This window comes from Microbacterium sp. PRC9, assembly GCF_031844125.1.
GTDB lineage: Bacteria > Actinomycetota > Actinomycetes > Actinomycetales > Microbacteriaceae > Microbacterium.
The window spans coordinates 1-16,300 of sequence record NZ_JAUZUR010000004.1; the positions used below are offsets into that span (position 1 = coordinate 1).

Consider the following 16,300-nt stretch of genomic DNA (forward strand, 5'->3'; position numbering starts at 1 on the left):
GCGGCACCGGCACCGGCTCCCGCACCGGCACCGGCTCCCGCACCGGCACCGGCTCCCGCCCCCGCACCGGCACCGGCTGCTCCGGCGCTCGTCGCCGAGGAGGACGGGATCACGTACGTCACGCCGCTCGTCCGCCGCCTGGCTCAGCAGCAGGGTGTCGACCTCGGCTCGGTGAAGGGCACCGGAGTCGGTGGTCGCATCCGCAAGGAGGACGTGCTCAAGGCTGCGGAGGCCGCATCCGCTCCCGCCGCTCCTGCTGCTGCCGCCGCGCCCGCGCCGCTCGAGGTCTCGCCGCTTCGCGGCACGACGCAGCCGATGTCGCGCCTGCGCAAGGTGCTGGCCTCTCGTGCGGTGGAGTCGATGCAGTCGACGGCGCAGCTCACGACGGTGGTCGAGGTCGACGTCACGAAGCTTGCGACGTTCCGCGACAAGGTGAAGAACGACTTCCTGGCCAAGACCGGCGACAAGCTGTCGTTCCTGCCGTTCTTCGCGCTGGCCGCCGCCGAGGCGCTCCAGGCGTACCCCGTCGTCAACTCGACGGTGGACGGCGACCAGATCGTCTACCCGGCGAGCGAGAACCTGTCGATCGCCGTCGACACCGAGCGCGGCCTGCTCACCCCCGTGCTGCGTGACGCGGCGAGCAAGAACCTCGCTCAGATCGCGCACGAGATCGCCGACCTCGCCGCGCGTACCCGCGACAACAAGCTGAAGCCCGACGAGCTCGCGGGCGGCACGTTCACGCTGACCAACACCGGTTCGCGCGGCGCGCTGTTCGACACCCCCGTCGTGTTCCTGCCCCAGACCGCGATCCTCGGCACCGGCGTGGTCGTCAAGCGCCCCGGTGTCGTGACGGTCGACGGCAAGGACGCGATCTCGGTGCGCTCGTACGTCTACCTGGCGCTGTCGTACGACCACCGCGTGGTCGACGGTGCGGACGCCGCTCGTTTCCTCGGCGCCGTGAAGACGCGCCTGGAGACTGCCGCGTTCGAGGGCCAGCTCGGCATCTGATCCGGAGCGGTTCCCGCTTCTAGGGCTGCTGCGCGACGTCGGAGACGTCGCGCAGCAGCCATTTCTCGTCTCTGCGCAGGATCACGACCATCTGCGACGGGGCGGATCCGTCGTTCGCATCGACCCGCAGCACCGCGATGTCGCCGAAGTCGTCGAGGAGCGTGACCGTCCGCTCGGCCGCGCGGCGGCCGATGGCGCCGCCGGACAACGGTGCCCCGTCGACCGTCACGGTAGAGAGGCAGGAGGCGTCGCCGGCGCACGCGATCCGTGCGTCCAGCAGTTCGCCGGTGACGAGGGCGAGGTCGGCCGGCGCGCCGGGTGGGGAGTCGCTGCCGGGTGTCGCGGACGGGTCGGCATCCGCCGGGACGTCTGGCGCGGACCCGGGCGTCGCTGTGGGCGAAGCCCCCGGTCGCGCATCGGTCGCGACCCCGCTCGCGGTCGGCCAGAGTGCGCCGCCGGCCAGCACCGCGACCGCCACGGCCCCTCCGACCAGCCACGGCGCGCGTCGCGTGCCGGCTCTCGGTGCGTCGCCCGTGCGTCGCAGCCGGCGCCACACCGCTGTCGTGGCGCGTGACAGGGTGTCGGAGAGCTCGTCGTCCACGCCGGCCACGAGCGTCTGCCACATCGACCGCGGCGCGGGGTCATGCGGCACGTCCGCCGCCCGGCGCGTCTCGGCGTGCGCACGTGCGACCCCATCGCTCGCACTGCGGGGGCTGAGGCTGACGGTGCTGAGCGGCTCCGCCTCGGCGAGGGCGAACAGCGCCTCCTCGGCTGCCTCGAGCTCATGGACCGAGATGCGCTCCGCGGTGACCGCTCGCAGCGCGGTCTGCCAGGTGCGCTGCGCGGACGGGTCGACGCTCACCTGCTCGAGGACGGCGGCGGATGCCTCGAACACGCGCCGAGCCGAGGCATCCGTCGCCAGCACCGGCCTGCCGGCATCGTCGAGCCACCACTCGCCCTCGGCATCGGGGGTGCTCGCGACCTCGGTGCAGCCGCGCAGCACGCTCACGCCCAGCGTGACGGCCTCGCCCAGGCTGAGGGGCATGCGTGCGGACCTCCGCCGGACGAAGTCCTCGAGGCGCTCGGAGCACACCGGCAGCAGCGCGTCGTGGCCGTCGACGCGTCGCACGATGTCGTCCGGAGCCAGCACGTGACCGCCGGGTGCGGCATCCCATCCCCTCCAGTGCGGGCCGAGGACGTCGGCGTCGACCAGCACGCAGGCGTCGCCGGCGGCGGTGCGGACGAGGGTGCCCGGCCACGGGCCGTCCTCTCGCGCCCGCACCGCGCGGATCGCGCGGTAGGGGCTCCCGAGCGAGCCGTCGGCGGTCGTCATGACGCCAGTGTGCGACGGTGCGCGAGGCGATGGCCTCGACCGGGGGTCGTCTGTGGAAGACCGGCTCCGGTGCCCGACTGTGGAGGAGCCGAGCAGGAGCCCGCGAAAAGGTAGGCTGGAAGCTATGGCCGCGCGCAGTTCCGCCCCCGAGAAGGGCCCGGGATTCTTCTCCCAGATCCGCACCCTCTACACCTTCACCCAGAAGGAGTTCCGCTGGCTGCCGTTCCTTCTGGTCGGCATCCTCCTCCTCGGCATCGCCGTGGGTGTGGGCATCGGGTTCCTCATCCCGCCGGTCGCCGTCTGGAGCGTCATCCTGTGGGGCGTGACCGGCCTCATGCTCGGCGTCCTCGCGTCGATGATGACGATGACCCGGCTTTCGACCCAGGCGATGTACAAGAAGATCGACGGGATGCCGGGGGCCACCGGCCACGTCATGTCGACGTCGCTCGGCCGCAAGTGGCAGGCCAGTGAGATGCCGGTCGGCATCAACCCCAAGACGCAGGAAGCTGTCTACCGCGCCGTCGGGCGCGGCGGCGTCGTGATCGTGGGCGAAGGCGCCCGCGGCCGGCTCACGCGCCTCGTCAACGACGAGCGCTCGAAGGTCCAGCGCGTCGCGTCGGGGGTTCCCGTGACGGTGCTCTACGTCGGTCACGGCGAGGGAGAGACGCCGATCTCGAAGCTCGCGCCGACCATCAAGTCGCTGCCCACCAAGATCGACCGGGCCACGATGGCCGCGGTCATCAAGCGCATCGAATCGGTCTCGCAGTCGCTGACGTCGCTGCCGATCCCGAAGGGCATCGACCCCACGAAGGTGCGCGCGCCGCGTCCGCGCTGAGCCGCGCGCACGTGAACCCGGTCCGGCCCGCACGTCGGGCCGGGTCCTTGCGTGTCACGAGCGGATGAGCACCGTGCCCGCGGCCTTGTCGTGGAGGCCCCGCTGGTCGGCGTCCCAGATGACCGCCGGGATCGCGAGGATCAGGAGCGCGGTGCGGACGACGGGCCGCCACAGGCCCACCCACGCGCCGTCGAGGCGCACCAGGCGCAGGCCGAAGATGCGGTGACCGGGGCTTCCCTGGAGCGTCGGCAGGAACACGATCTGGATGGCGGCGAAGATCGCGAGGATCGCGAGCGGATCCCATCCGAAGAAGCCCGAGATGAGATACGCGGCGCCGTAATCGAGGCAGAGAGCGCCGACGCGGCGGCCCAGACGGCCGATGGATCCGGTGCCCTCGCGGGGCAGTCCGAGGCGTTCGCCGGGGTAGTCCTGGGTGCTCTGCGTCACTTCCCCAGCGTACCCAGGTCGTCGTAACATCCCTGAAACACAAGTGATACTGGAGGGCAATGCCCTGCGGGTACCGTGCCAGAGTGCCCGGCCCGTACGGGCGGATCCGAATGCCCTACCTCTGGAGTCTTCATGTTCAAAGATTCATCCGAGGTGCTGAAGTTCATCAAGGACGAGGACGTCAAGTTCCTCGACATCCGTTTCACGGATCTTCCTGGCGTGCAGCAGCACTTCAACATCCCGGCCTCCACCGTCGACGAAGAGTTCTTCACGGTCGGCCAGCTGTTCGACGGCTCCTCCATCCGGGGCTTCGCGAACATCCACGAATCGGACATGCAGCTGATCCCGGACGTGTCGACGGCGTACCTCGACCCGTTCCGCGAGGCGAAGACCCTCATCATGGTCTTCGACATCTATAACCCGCGCAACGGCGAGATCTACTCGAAGGACCCGCGTCAGGTCGCCAAGAAGGCGGAGAAGTACCTCGCCTCGACCGGCATCGCCGACACCGCGTTCTTCGCGCCCGAGGCAGAGTTCTACATCTTCGACGACGTCCGCTACGAGGTGAAGCAGAACTCCAGCTTCTACTCGGTCGACTCCGAAGAGGGCGCCTGGAACACCGGCCGCGCCGAAGAGGGCGGCAACCTCGCGAACAAGACCCCCTTCAAGGGCGGCTACTTCCCGGTCTCCCCGGTCGACAAGACGGCCGACCTCCGCGACGACATCAGCCTCCGCCTCATCGATTCGGGCCTGCTCCTCGAGCGCGCGCACCACGAGGTCGGCACCGGCGGCCAGCAGGAGATCAACTACCGCTTCGACACCATGGTGCACGCGGCCGACGACATCTTGAAGTTCAAGTACATCGTCAAGAACGTGGCGAACGAGTGGGGCAAGGTCGCGACCTTCATGCCCAAGCCGCTCTTCGGCGACAACGGCTCGGGCATGCACACGCACCAGTCGCTGTGGCTCGAGGGCAAGCCCCTCTTCTACGACGAGAAGGGCTACGCGCAGCTCTCCGACCTCGCGCGCTGGTACATCGGCGGCATCCTGGCGCACGCGCCTGCCCTGCTCGCCTTCACCAACCCGACGCTCAACTCGTACAAGCGCCTGGTCAAGGGCTACGAGGCGCCGGTCAACCTGGTGTACTCGGCCGGCAACCGTTCGGCGGCCATCCGCATCCCGATCACGGGCTCCAACCCCAAGGCCAAGCGCATCGAGTTCCGCGCGCCCGACGCCTCGGGCAACCCGTACCTCGCGTTCGCCGCGCAGCTCATGGCCGGCCTCGACGGCATCCAGAACCGCATCGAGCCGCACGAGCCCGTCGACAAGGACCTGTACGAGCTTCCCCCCGAGGAGGCGAAGAACATCCCGCAGGTGCCGAACTCTCTGCTCGACTCGCTCGACGCGCTGCGCGCCGACCACGAGTTCCTGCTCAAGGGCGGCGTCTTCACGCCCGAGCTGATCGAGACGTGGATCGAGTACAAGATCGAGAACGAGATCCAGCCGCTCAACGCGCGTCCGCACCCGTTCGAGTACGAGCTGTACTTCGGCGTCTGACGTTCCAGCACCGCAAGCGGGCCCCGGGAGACCGGGGCCCGCTTCTGTGTTCGCTGGGAGAAGGATGCCGCGGCCCGGGGCGCGGCCTAGGCTGAACGAGCGCTCCGCGCCCGGAACGACAGCGTGTACCGACAGAAGGCGAAGACGATGCCCAGCCGCACCACCGCGACGACACGACGGCGCAGCGCCCGTCGGTCGCCGCCGGCGCGGAGGCGCAGGCCGCAGCGACACGCCCGCCGGCGCGGCCGGCGCACGGGAGTCGCGCTGGCGATCGCCGTACCGGTGATCCTGTTCGCCGCGCTCCTGGTCGGTGCGGCATTCCTCGCCGGGAGCTTCCGGATGTCATGGGCGGACGAGATCGCACTCGCTCCGGACGATCGTGCGCCCGCGCCGCCGCCGATCATCGAGCCCGCGGTCGCCGGGTACCGGTTCGAGCAACTCACGAACGCCTGCACGATCCTGGCAGCCGGCAGGGACCTCGGATTCGACGCGCGGGATCAGACCATCGCCGTCATGACGGCGATGGGCGAGTCGTCGCTGCGCAACATCGACTACGGCGACTGGGAGACGAGCGGTGTGACCAACCCCGACGGCTCTCGCACCACCTCGATCGGCCTCTTCCAGCAGCAGGACTCCTGGGGCACGCGCGAAGCGCGCCTGGATCCGTACACGGCCGCGACGGTGTTCTACCGCGCCATGGCAGAGCGTGTGCCCGACCGGGCCGCGGTGGAGCCGACCCTCGTCGCGCACCGCACCCAGATCAACTCCGACCCGAACCACTACGCCCGCTATTGGGATCGCGCGGTCCGCGTGGTGGCCGCCGTCACCGGGTACCCGCTGGAGGGCGACCGCATCGACGGCATCCCGCACTGCCCGGGCGCGTGAACGGCCGCGGGGCGCAGCATCCGGATCAGCCGTAGAAGAGCTTCTCGAAGACGCGACGTGCCCGGCGGGTGGTGCCCAGGTAGTCCTCCTCGACCTGTGTGGCCGAGCGGGGCGGGTACTCCAGCAGTCGTCCGATCCCGTCGAGCTTCTTGCGGTCCACGGGGAGGACGTCGCTCGTCTGACCCGACAGGAGCGTGTTCGCCGAGCGGAGGCGGCTCGCGAGACGCCAGGCCTCCGCCAGGCGGTCCGCGGCGCTGGCAGGGATCAGCCCCGCGCTCTCCGCGGCGCGGAGCGCACCGAGGGTCGAGGTCGTGCGCATCTCGGGCACCGCGTGGGCGTGCTGGAGCTGCAGGAGCTGCACAAGCCACTCGACGTCGCTGAGCGAGCCCGGGCCGAGCTTGAGGTGCCGCGAGGGGTCGACGCCCTGCGGCAGGCGCTCACTCTCGACGCGTGCCTTGATGCGCTTGATCTCGCGGGTGGCGGCGAGGTCGACGCTCTCGGGATAGCGCACGCGGTCGGCGAGCTTCATGAACTCGCCGATGAGCTTGACGCTGCCTGCCACGCCGCGTGCCCGCAGCAGCGCCTGTGCCTCCCACGAGAGCGCCCATCGCCGGTAGTACTCCTCGTACGCCTCGAGGGAGCGCGCGAGGGGGCCGTTGCGGCCCTCCGGGCGCAGATCGGCGTCGAGCTCGAGCGGGACGCGGTGGTCCTCGGAGTGGGTGCGCAGTGCGGCGACCAGCTTCAGGGCGAGCTCATGAGCACGCTGCGGATCCACACCGTTCGGGCGGTAGACGTACATGACGTCGGCATCCGAGCCGAAGCCGAGCTCCGCTCCGCCGAAGCGCCCCATCGCGATGACGGAGAAGTCGAGCGCCGCATCCTCCGGAGGCACGACCTCGCGGCGCACCGCCCGCAGCGTCGCCTGGATCGTCACCTCGGTGATCGTCGTGAGCGCGTCCGCGACCTCTTCGATCGTGACGCTGCCGAGGATCGCTCCCATCGCGATGCGCAGCTGCTCGCGGCGCCGGAGCGCCCGCACGGCGCGCATCGCGTCAAGGACCGTCTTGTGCCGGGTCTGGATGGCCCGCGCCTCCTGCTGCAGCGCGACACCGGAGCGCGGACGCAGCAGATCGGGGTCGTCGAGCCACGCGGCGGACTCGGGGATCCACTCGATGAGCTCGCCGACGTAGCGGGAGCCCGACAGCACGCGGGAGAGGCTCTCCGCGGCCCCTGAGGAGTCCCGCAGCATGCGCAGGAACCAGTGCGTGTCGCCGAGTCGCTCGCTCAGGCGGCGGAAGGCCAGGAGGCCGTAGTCCGGATCGACGCCGTCGGCGAACCAGCGGATCATGACGGGCATCAGGTGGCGCTGGATCGTCGCCTTGCGGCTCAGACCGGTGGTGAGGGCCGCGATGTGCCGCAGCGCCCCCGCGGGGTCGGCGAAGCCGATGGCCGCGAGACGGTCGTGTGCCTGCGCGGTCGACAGCACCCGTTCATCGGCGGGGAGCGCCGCGACCGCCGAGAGCAGCGGCCGGTAGAAGAGCCGGACATGGATGTCGCGCACCTCGCGCTTGACCGACTCCCACAGGCCCCAGATCCCCTCGCCGGTGTCGGCGAGGCCCGTCGCGCGCGCGAGGACGCGCAGCTCCTCCGGACGCGACGGCATGAGATGCGTGCGGCGCAGCTGCCGCAGCTGCACGCGGTGCTCGAGGAGCCGCAGGACGCGGTAGTCGCGCGAGAAGGCGGATGCCTCGGCACGGCCGATGTACCCCTCGGCGACCAGGGCGTCCAGCGCCTCGAGCGTGCCGCGCTGGCGGATGCGGTCGTCCGAGAGGCCGTGCACCAGCTGAAGGAGCTGGACCGTGAACTCGATGTCGCGGATGCCGCCCGGGCCGAGCTTGAGCTGGTAGGGCACATCGGCAGGCGGGATGTGCTCGGTGACGCGCTCGCGCATGCGCTGCACGCTGTCGACGAAGTTCTCGCGCGCGGCGCTCGTCCACACCTTCGGCTGCACCGCTTCGATGTAGGCCTGCGCGAGGTCCGCGTCGCCCGCGATGGGCCGAGCCTTCAGCAGTGCCTGGAACTCCCAGCTCTTCGCCCATCGGTCGTAGTACGCCCGGTGGGAGTCGAGCGTGCGCACCAGCGCGCCCTGCTTGCCCTCAGGGCGCAGGTTGGCGTCGACCTCCCACAACGGAGGCTCGATCTCGACGCCGGAGATGCCGCGCATCGTCTGGACCGCCAGCCGCGTCGCGATGTCCACGATGCGGCTCTCGCCGAACTCTTCGACCGCGTCGTCGTCTCCGCCGCCCACGAAGATGACATCCACGTCGCTGACGTAGTTGAGCTCGCGGGCGCCGGTCTTGCCCATGCCGATGATCGCGAGCTTCGTACGCGCCACCTGCTCGTGCGGGAACAGCCCGACTCCGACCGCGCCGCCCGAGACTCGGGTGCGGGCGACCGCGAGGGATGCCTCGAGCGCCGCGCCTGCGGCATCCGCGAGTCGTGCCGACACGGCCGCCACCTCGTCGACCGGTTCGGGGCTCAGGAGATCGTACGCGGCGATGCGCGCGAGCATGCGGCGATACCGCACGCGCAGCGCGACCCAGGCGCTCTCGCCGCCGTCGGCGGCGAACCCGTCCACCGCACCGATCGAATCGAGCAGCTCCGCACGCAGTTCGTCGGGCGTGGGCAGCCGCTCCCCCGCATCGGCGAGCTGGTCGATCTCGGCGGGGTGGCGGAAGAAGAACTCTCCGAAGCCGGTCGATGCGCCGAGCAGCGCCCACAGCGCGCGCCACGCCTCGGGCCGTTCCCGGGCCCGGTGCACGGGCGTGGCGTCCCGACGCGCGAGACGCGCCAGGGCCTGCAGCGCCTCGTCGGGATCCGCCGCGTCGACGGCTCCTTCGAGCAGCGCGTCCCGCGGTACGCCGATGAGTTCGGACAGTTCGGCGAGGAGCGCCTCGGCGTCGGTGAGGCGGCTGAAGCCGAGGCGGGCGAGGGGGGTCAGGGAACCCGGCCGGTCGCTCGCAGACATGCGTCAGCCGGTCTCAGAGCAGCTCGAGGTTGCTCTTGAGCTCGAACGGCGTGACCTGGGAACGATACTCCTGCCACTCGCGGCGCTTGTTGAGCAGCACGTGGTTGAAGACCTGCTCGCCCAGCGTCTCGGCGACGAGCTCGGACTCCTCCATGTACTCCAGCGCGTGGTCGAGGCTCGCAGGCAGCGGGGCGTACCCGAGAGCCCGGCGCTCAGCATCCGTCAGCGACCAGACGTTGTCCTCCGCCTCGGGCGGGAGTTCGTACTCGTTCTCGATGCCCTTGAGGCCCGCCGCGAGCATGAGTGCGTACGACAGGTACGGGTTCGCGGCCGAGTCGAGGGCGCGGTACTCGACGCGCGACGACTGGCCCTTGCTGGGCTTGTAGAGCGGCACGCGCACGAGCGCCGAGCGGTTGTTGTGGCCCCAGCAGATGAAGCTGGGCGCCTCGTCGCCGCCCCAGAGCCGCTTGTACGAGTTGACGAACTGATTCGTCACGGCCGAGATCTCGTTCGCGTGGCGCAGCAGGCCCGCGATGAACTGACGGCCGACCTTCGAGAGCTGGTACTGCGCTCCCTCTTCGTAGAACGCGTTGACGTCGCCCTCGAACAGCGACATGTGCGTGTGCATGCCGCTGCCCGGCTTGCCCGTCATCGGCTTCGGCATGAACGTCGCGTAGACGCCCTGCTCGATCGCGACCTCTTTGATGACGGTGCGGAACGTCATGATGTTGTCGGCCGTGGTGAGTGCGTCCGCGTAGCGCAGGTCGATCTCGTTCTGACCCGGTCCGCCTTCGTGGTGGCTGAACTCCACCGAGATGCCGAGGTCCTCGAGCATGCGGACCGAACGGCGGCGGAAGTCATGGGCGGTGCCGCCCGGGACGTTGTCGAAGTAGCCGGCCGAGTCGACCGGCTCGGGGCCCTCGGTGCCGAAGGACGAGGACTTCAACAGGTAGAACTCGATCTCGGGGTGCGTGTAGAACGTGAACCCCGCGTCGGCGGCCTTCGCGAGCGTCCGCTTGAGGACGTGGCGCGGGTCGGCGACGGCCGGCTGCCCGTCGGGCGTGGTGATGTCGCAGAACATGCGCGCGGTCGGGTCGATCTCGCCGCGCCAGGGCAGGGTCTGGAACGTGGTCGGGTCGGGGTGCGCCAGGAGGTCCGACTCGTAGGAGCGCGTCAGACCCTCGATCGCGGAGCCGTCGAACCCGAGGCCCTCGCTGAAGGCCCCCTCGACCTCGGCGGGGGCGATGGCGACGGACTTCAGCGTGCCGATCACGTCTGTGAACCACAGCCGTACGAACTTCACGCCTCGTTCTTCGATGGTCCTCAGAACGAAGTCACGCTGCTTGTCCATCGCGTCCTCTCCGGTGCCGGATCCCCCGAGGCGTCTCTACCACCGCGGTGAAAGCCAGACTACTGGTCGTCGCCGCCCTCGCCGGACACCGTGTCGGCGCCCCAGGAGTCCTCGCGTGCCTCCTCCGCCGCCCAGGCGCGCGAGCGCTCCTTGATGACTTCGGGGGCGCTGGCCGCCTCCTCGGGAGTGTCGAAGGGGCCTGCGCGATCGGGGGCGGGCGATTCGAAGCCCTTCTCGACCTCACCGGTCTTGAGGTTGTACCAGTACTTGTCGCTGCCGCTCGTCATCGTGCACGCTCCTCGCATCGCGGGCTGGTCGCCGTCAGCACGATCCTACTGACGCCCGCCTCGTCGGCGACGGCTTCCGCGTCGATAGGCTGTCGACATGGCATCTGACGCGGCACGCGCCGTCGGCGTGGACATCGGCGGCACCGGGATCAAGGCGGGGATCGTCGATCTCGACAAGGGCGAACTCGTCAGCGACCGCGTGAAGGTCGCGACTCCCGCCGGGGCGCACCCGCCGGACGTGCTGGCGGCGGTGCGGGAGGTGCTGTCGACCCTCGGCGTCGCCGACGACCGGTCGGTTCCGCTCGGAGTGGCCTTCCCCGCGATCGTCAAGAACGGCCGCACGCTGTCGGCCGCGAACGTGTCGGACGAGTGGATCGACTTCGCCGCCGAGAAGTTCTTCGAGGACGGCCTGGGCCGCGACATCCACTTCGCGAACGACGCGGATGTCGCGGGCGTCGCGGAGGTCCGCTACGGCGCCGCCAAGGACCGTCCCGGGCTCACGATCCTGACCACGCTCGGCACTGGGATCGGCTCGGCGCTGCTGTACAACGGCGTGCTGGTGCCGAACTCCGAGCTCGGTCATGTGCAGCGTGCCCGGCACGGGAAGGATGCCGAGGCCTACGCCGCCTACTCCGCGATGGAGCGGCACGACCTCACGTGGGAGCAGTGGGCCAAGCGGCTGCAGTGGTACTACAGCCACATCGAGTTCCTCTTCAGCCCCGACCTGTTCGTCGTGGGCGGGGGCGTGTCCAAGCACGCCGACAAGTTCCTGCACCTGCTCGACCTCACGACGCCGATCGTGCCGGCGGTGCACCGGAACAACGCGGGGATCATCGGCGCCGCGGCGCTCGCGCGCGGCTGACACGACGGCCCGCGCCGCGCGAGCGGCGGAGAGGGCGAATGGGCCGGCCTGTACGCCGGGTTCTGTCCGGGGGCGTGAGCCCCGTGGACGGTCATCTCTCTCGGCGACACGTTGCCGTGCCGCTCCAGCGGCCTACCCGGGGACTCGGCGGGCCGCGTCTTCATCCCCTGTCTGGCCTTGCTCCGGGCGAGGTTTACCGTGCGGGTCGTGTCACCACGACCCCGGTGGTCTCTTACACCACCCTTTCACCCTTACCCGGCCGAAGCCGGGCGGTCTGCTTTCTGTGGCACTGTCTCGCGGATCGCTCCGGGTGGGTGTTACCCACCGCCCTGCCCTGTGGAGCCCGGACGTTCCTCGGCGCGGAGCGGCGAACCACCCGCGACGCGACCGTCCAGCCGACCCATTCGCTCGCCCGATCTTAGGCGATCCTGCCGAGGCGCGCGTGAGGACAGAGGTTCCGCCGGGCGGAATGTGGGAGTAGAATCACGCGCGCGCTCCTCCTGGGGAGGAGGATCGTCAACCGGGCCCACCCGAGCCCGGTCACGAGCCTCTGGGGAGGCAGTTGTGAAGCGTTCATCATTCAGTGTGCTCGCCGTCGTGATCCTCGTCGCGCTGGGAGCACCGGCATCCGCGCAGGCGGATTCCGAGGATTACACGCCCAGTGAGCATCAGACGCCGACCCTGGCCGGCTCGACCGCCGTCGGCGTATGCGACAAGGATGCCCCGTGGATATCGTTCGACGTGAGGCTCACCGATCCGGACGAGCAGGTCACGAGCGACTCAGCGAGCCTCATCCTCACCGACGGCACCAACACCTCGACCATCCCGCTGGGCACGCTCGTCGACGGCAGGCTGGCGGGCCGGGTGCTGTGGCCAGGAGCCGCGGTCAACGCCGCGGGTGAGGCGACGGGATGGCCCGGCTGGGCATTCCAGAACGGGCAGTGGGTCGAGATCGACGGCAACTTCGCGTGGACCCGCGGCAGGATCACCGCGACCATCGAGGTCAACCCCTCGGTCGTCGTGCCGCTGTCGTACCCACCGGCCACACCGCAGTGCGACGCGAATCCGCCGGGCTCACCCGCGGCGGCATCGGCCGCTCTGCCGGCGACCGGCTTGACCGCCGCCGTCGGGCCCATCGCGGCCGTCGGAGCATCGGTGGTGCTCGCCGGGCTCGTCCTGTTCCTGCTGCGACGGCGCTCAGCGCGACGCTGACGCTCCTCGACGGCGATGGCGCGGCTGCAGAGGCGTCGCCGATGGCTCTGGGTCGGCGTGCTGTCCCTGGGCGTGCTCGCGATCGGCGCCGCCTGGCTCGGATGGCGCGTGTGGACGGTGAAGGGCGAACTCGACCAGCTCGCCTCCCTCTCGAGCGAGGCACGGGCGGCGATCGATGCCGGCGATCCGACAGAGCTGTCGGATGCTGCGCAGGCGATGGCCGCCGTCGCGGGTCGAGCATCCTCGGCCATGGCGGATCCGGTCTGGCGCCTGGCCGAAGGGGTGCCCGGTGCGGGACCCAACTTCACTGCGGTGCGCGTCGTGGCGGCGGAGCTCGGCCGGATCGCGGAAGCCGCACCGGCCGTGCTGACGATCGCGGACGGCTTCGAGAACCGCCCCGACGGCGCGGTCGTGGACACCTCCCGACTCGCTGCCGGCTCCGCGGACGCCGAGGATGCCGCGACGTCGCTCGAGGCTTCGTCGAAGGCGCTGGACGCGCTGCGCACCGGCGAGCTGATCGGCCCCGTGGCGCGCGGCGTGGAGCAGGCGCGCGCCGCAGTCGACGAGCTCGCGCCGCTGGCCGGTGCCGCGGCGGGCGCCGCGCGCATCCTTCCGGGTGTGCTCGGCGACCGCGGCGAGCGGTCGATCCTCGTCATGGTGCTCAACCCCGCCGAGCTGCGGACAGGTGGCGGGATCTCTGGCAGCTTCGTGGAGATGCGGGCTGAGGCCGGCCGTCTGACACTGGTCCGCCAGGCGGAGTCGTCCGAGTTCGTCCCCGTGACGCATCCGATCGCGGAGCTTCCCGAAGCTACGACGGCGCTGTACGGAGACGGTGTGGCGCGCTATGTGCAGAACGCCGCGATGACGCCGGACTTCGCGGCCACCGGGCGGATCGCCTCGGCGTGGTGGGCGGGACTGACCGGTCATGCACCCGACATGGTGCTGGCGGTCGATCCCTTCGTGCTGCAGGCGCTGCTGGCCGTCACGGGTCCTGTCGAGCTCTCCACAGGCGCGGCGCTGGACGCCGACAACGTGCTCGACAGCCTTCTCGTGGACCCTTACCGCTCACTGACCTCCGACGAGCAGACGTCGCTGTTCTCGAGCGCGGCGGACGCGGTGTTCACCCGTCTCGCATCGGGCTCCGCGGATCCGCTCGCACTCCTGCGGGCCCTGGAGCAGCCCGTCGCCGACGGGCGGCTGTCCGCCTGGAGCGCGCGCCCGGTGGAGCAGCGGCTTCTCGAGCACAGCGTCCTCGGTGGTCCTCGAGCGCGGCAGGATGCTGCGGGCCCGGGGGCGTTCGCCGTGTACTTCAACGACGCGACCGGCGGCAAGATGGCGGACTATCTGGACATCGCCATCGACACGCGGACCATCGCCTGCCGCGGGGACGGCATCGCGGAGGTCGCGGTCACCCTGACGATGGCCAGCCGAGCACCCGCGGACGTCGCCTCGCTGCCGGTGAGCGTCACCGGAGGCGGACACTTCGGGGTCGGTGTGGGCGACATCGGCACCAACGTCACGGTCACCGCTCCCGCGGGCTCGTACGTCGGCGCCGTGGATGTCAAAGGCGAGCCCTACCCGGCGCCGACGGCGATCGACGTGGACCGTGCCGCCAGCACCGCGCGGGTGAACCTGTCTCCCGATGAAGTGAATGTGCTCGAGTTCCGATTCCTGATCCCCCGGAGCGGCGCCGATTCCCTGGCCATCGTGCACACGCCGCTCATGAGTCCGGCGGAGGTGCGCATCGGCGACGGGTGCGCGGGGGACATCAGTCCTTGAGCGCGGTCTCGGCGATGCGCACGTCGAGCCGGAAGTCGAGCGGGAAGCCTCCGAAGAGCAGGTGCCCCGCGGCGGCCGCCGCCTCCGTCACCGCCTGGGCGGCAGCATCCGCGTGCTCCTCGGGTGTGTGCACGATCACCTCGTCGTGGAGGAAGAACGCGAGATGCGGCTGTCGCGCGAACGCAGGGCCGGAGCGCGGCGCGCTCCGCTCCGCGGGCACGGACGGGAGGGCGGCCAGACGCCCGCGGAGGTCGGCCAGCCAGGCGAGGGCCCATTCGGCGGCGGTGCCCTGCACGACGAAGTTGCGGGTGAATCGGCCCCGATCGCGCGCCCAGCGCCGGGCGCGGGTCTCGTCGGCTCCGGATGCCTCGGCCTCGGTCGCGCGCGACTGCGCGGCCGACCACTCCGGGGACGGCGGGGGGGACGTGCGACCGAGCCACGTGGAGACGATGCCGCCGTCCTCGCCGGTGCGCGCGGCGTCGTCGACCAGCCCCATCGCGCGGGGGTATGCGCGACGCAGGCGGGGGACCAGCCGGCCGGACTCCCCCGTCGTGGCGCCGTACATCGCGCCGAGGATCGCGATCTTCGCCTCCTGACGGGTCGCCACCGCGCCGCTCTCGACGATCCCGGCGTAGAGGTCGCGTCCGCGTGCCGCAGCCGCGAGCGCGGTGTCGCCCGACATCGCCGCGAGCACGCGCGGCTCGAGCTGCGCGACGTCGGCGACGACGAGCCGCCAGCCCGGGTCGGCGCGCACGGCCTCGCGCAGCTGGCGCGGAAGCTGCAGGGCTCCCCCGCCCGACGACGCCCAGCGCCCGGTCACGACACCGCCCGGCACGAAGACGGGGCGGAACCGGCCGTCGGCGACCCACTCGGCCAGCCAGGTCCACCCGTTCGCCGACAGCAGTCGCGCGAGCTTCTTGTACTCGAGGAGCGGTTCGATGACGGGATGCCGCTGCTCGGCGAGCTCCCATCGGCTCGTGGACTCGACGAGCACGCCGGCGCGGTGCAGCGACCGCAGCAGCTTCGGCTGCGAGTCGAGGCTCGCCGCGGGGTCGCCCAGTGCTGCGCGGACGCGCTCCGCCGAGGCGGCGAGCTTGGCGGGCTGCGCGCCGCCGGGCCGGCGCTCCCCAAGCGTCTCGACGAGGATGCGGTCGTGCGCCTCGGCGTCCCAAGGGAGTCCCGCGGCGCGCATCTCGGCGGCCACGAGCGCGCCCGCCGATTCGGCCGCCGTCAGCAGCCGCAGGCGGCCGGGTTCGGCACTGCCGGCGATCGCGTCGCGCTGCCGCCGGAACTCGGCCAGCGCCGCGTCGGCGTCCGCGGGCGGACCGGTGGGGCGCCCGACGGCGTCCAGCTCGAACAGGGCCGGCGCGGCCTCTTCGGTGTCGACGTGCGGGGCGGCATCCCACTCCCGCGACCGTCTCACCGGGGCCGTCTCGGAGACCAGCGCGGAGTCGCGCAGGATCGCATGGCACAGGCGCAGATCATGGCATCGGGCCACGCGGATGCCGTCGGCGAGCAGCGCGGCGTACCACTGCGGGGTGTCGTGCCAGACCCAGCGGGGTGCCCAGCGGACCTCGGCGTCCGAGATCCACGACGTCAGCGCGCCGCCGTCGACCTCCTCACGCCCGAACTCGTCGGCGTTCGCGTCGAGCAGGATGACGGCGGCTCCGCGTTCGGTCCGCCCCAGGACGATCCAGCCCGGGGCGTCAGACACGC

General features: G+C 71.1%; 13 protein-coding genes and 1 other RNA gene. 7 read left to right on the plus strand and 7 right to left on the minus strand.

Annotated elements, in window-relative coordinates; all coding sequences use genetic code 11:
• A partial coding sequence (gene sucB, locus Q9R33_RS09425) for a 2-oxoglutarate dehydrogenase, E2 component, dihydrolipoamide succinyltransferase (protein WP_311293591.1) occupies window positions 1–1,008 on the plus strand: 1,008 nt, incomplete at its 5' end.
• Window positions 1,009–1,027: 19 nt separating this feature from the next.
• Here the strand turns inward: sucB and Q9R33_RS09430 are convergent.
• Window positions 1,028–2,341, minus strand: coding sequence for a hypothetical protein (locus tag Q9R33_RS09430; RefSeq protein WP_310246687.1), 1,314 nt, complete (start codon window positions 2,339–2,341; stop codon window positions 1,028–1,030).
• 124 nt (window positions 2,342–2,465) lie between these two features.
• Here Q9R33_RS09430 and Q9R33_RS09435 point away from each other — a divergent pair, with 124 nt between their 5' ends.
• Window positions 2,466–3,176, plus strand: a complete 711-nt coding sequence (locus Q9R33_RS09435; protein ID WP_056367342.1) for a DUF4191 family protein — start codon at window positions 2,466–2,468, stop codon at window positions 3,174–3,176.
• Window positions 3,177–3,230: 54 nt separating this feature from the next.
• Here the strand turns inward: Q9R33_RS09435 and Q9R33_RS09440 are convergent, their stop codons facing one another.
• Window positions 3,231–3,623, minus strand: coding sequence for an RDD family protein (locus Q9R33_RS09440; protein WP_235560150.1), 393 nt, complete (start codon window positions 3,621–3,623; stop codon window positions 3,231–3,233).
• Between the two features lie 132 nt (window positions 3,624–3,755).
• On the opposite strand from Q9R33_RS09440, the gene glnA (Q9R33_RS09445) reads away from it, so the two are divergent.
• Window positions 3,756–5,180: a type I glutamate--ammonia ligase gene (gene glnA, locus Q9R33_RS09445; protein ID WP_311293592.1), complete on the plus strand. Its 1,425-nt coding sequence runs from the start codon at window positions 3,756–3,758 to the stop codon at window positions 5,178–5,180.
• A gap of 147 nt (window positions 5,181–5,327) precedes the next feature.
• Entirely contained in the window at window positions 5,328–6,065 is a 738-nt protein-coding gene (locus Q9R33_RS09450; RefSeq protein ID WP_311293593.1) for a peptidase M23, read from the plus strand.
• A 25-nt stretch (window positions 6,066–6,090) separates the two neighbouring features.
• On the opposite strand, the gene Q9R33_RS09455 is transcribed toward Q9R33_RS09450, so the two are convergent.
• From Q9R33_RS09455 to Q9R33_RS09465, 3 genes are read right to left on the minus strand one after another with little or no spacing between them, the layout of a single operon-like run.
• Window positions 6,091–9,093: a bifunctional [glutamine synthetase] adenylyltransferase/[glutamine synthetase]-adenylyl-L-tyrosine phosphorylase gene (locus Q9R33_RS09455; protein ID WP_310246697.1), complete on the minus strand. Its 3,003-nt coding sequence runs from the start codon at window positions 9,091–9,093 to the stop codon at window positions 6,091–6,093.
• A gap of 13 nt (window positions 9,094–9,106) precedes the next feature.
• On the minus strand, window positions 9,107–10,444 hold the full coding sequence (glnA, locus tag Q9R33_RS09460; RefSeq protein ID WP_056367346.1) for a type I glutamate--ammonia ligase: 1,338 nt from the start codon (window positions 10,442–10,444) through the stop codon (window positions 9,107–9,109).
• Window positions 10,445–10,503: 59 nt separating this feature from the next.
• Window positions 10,504–10,731 (minus strand): hypothetical protein, encoded by a 228-nt coding sequence (locus Q9R33_RS09465; RefSeq protein WP_056367347.1) that lies wholly within the window; start codon window positions 10,729–10,731, stop codon window positions 10,504–10,506.
• 97 nt (window positions 10,732–10,828) lie between these two features.
• Between Q9R33_RS09465 and ppgK the strand changes: the two genes are divergently transcribed.
• Window positions 10,829–11,593: a polyphosphate--glucose phosphotransferase gene (ppgK, locus tag Q9R33_RS09470; RefSeq protein WP_056367348.1), complete on the plus strand. Its 765-nt coding sequence runs from the start codon at window positions 10,829–10,831 to the stop codon at window positions 11,591–11,593.
• Between the two features lie 35 nt (window positions 11,594–11,628).
• Here the strand turns inward: ppgK and rnpB are convergent.
• Window positions 11,629–11,996: RNase P RNA component class A (gene rnpB, locus Q9R33_RS09475), an RNA gene on the minus strand.
• A 161-nt stretch (window positions 11,997–12,157) separates the two neighbouring features.
• On the opposite strand from rnpB, the gene Q9R33_RS09480 reads away from it, so the two are divergent.
• Complete coding sequence (locus tag Q9R33_RS09480) at window positions 12,158–12,805, plus strand: LPXTG cell wall anchor domain-containing protein (RefSeq protein ID WP_311293594.1); 648 nt, start codon at window positions 12,158–12,160, stop codon at window positions 12,803–12,805.
• A gap of 15 nt (window positions 12,806–12,820) precedes the next feature.
• Window positions 12,821–14,584, plus strand: coding sequence for a DUF4012 domain-containing protein (locus Q9R33_RS09485; RefSeq protein WP_311293595.1), 1,764 nt, complete (start codon window positions 12,821–12,823; stop codon window positions 14,582–14,584).
• On the opposite strand, the gene Q9R33_RS09490 is transcribed toward Q9R33_RS09485, so the two are convergent.
• Complete coding sequence (locus tag Q9R33_RS09490; protein WP_396654083.1) at window positions 14,574–16,298, minus strand: bifunctional 3'-5' exonuclease/DNA polymerase; 1,725 nt, start codon at window positions 16,296–16,298, stop codon at window positions 14,574–14,576. The two genes, Q9R33_RS09485 and Q9R33_RS09490, sit on opposite strands and share 11 nt — an antisense overlap.
• Window positions 16,299–16,300 lie beyond the last annotated feature (2 nt).

Coding starts and splice junctions, on each gene's coding strand:
- Q9R33_RS09435 (WP_056367342.1), top strand. CDS start 2,466: ATGGCCGCGCGCAGTTCCGCCCCCGAGAAGGGCCCGGGATTCTTCTCC.
- glnA (WP_311293592.1), top strand. CDS start 3,756: ATGTTCAAAGATTCATCCGAGGTGCTGAAGTTCATCAAGGACGAGGAC.
- ppgK (WP_056367348.1), top strand. CDS start 10,829: ATGGCATCTGACGCGGCACGCGCCGTCGGCGTGGACATCGGCGGCACC.
- Q9R33_RS09430 (WP_310246687.1), bottom strand. CDS start 2,341: ATGACGACCGCCGACGGCTCGCTCGGGAGCCCCTACCGCGCGATCCGC.
- Q9R33_RS09455 (WP_310246697.1), bottom strand. CDS start 9,093: ATGTCTGCGAGCGACCGGCCGGGTTCCCTGACCCCCCTCGCCCGCCTC.
- glnA (WP_056367346.1), bottom strand. CDS start 10,444: ATGGACAAGCAGCGTGACTTCGTTCTGAGGACCATCGAAGAACGAGGC.
- Q9R33_RS09485 (WP_311293595.1), top strand. CDS start 12,821: ATGGCGCGGCTGCAGAGGCGTCGCCGATGGCTCTGGGTCGGCGTGCTG.
- Q9R33_RS09465 (WP_056367347.1), bottom strand. CDS start 10,731: ATGACGAGCGGCAGCGACAAGTACTGGTACAACCTCAAGACCGGTGAG.
- Q9R33_RS09450 (WP_311293593.1), top strand. CDS start 5,328: ATGCCCAGCCGCACCACCGCGACGACACGACGGCGCAGCGCCCGTCGG.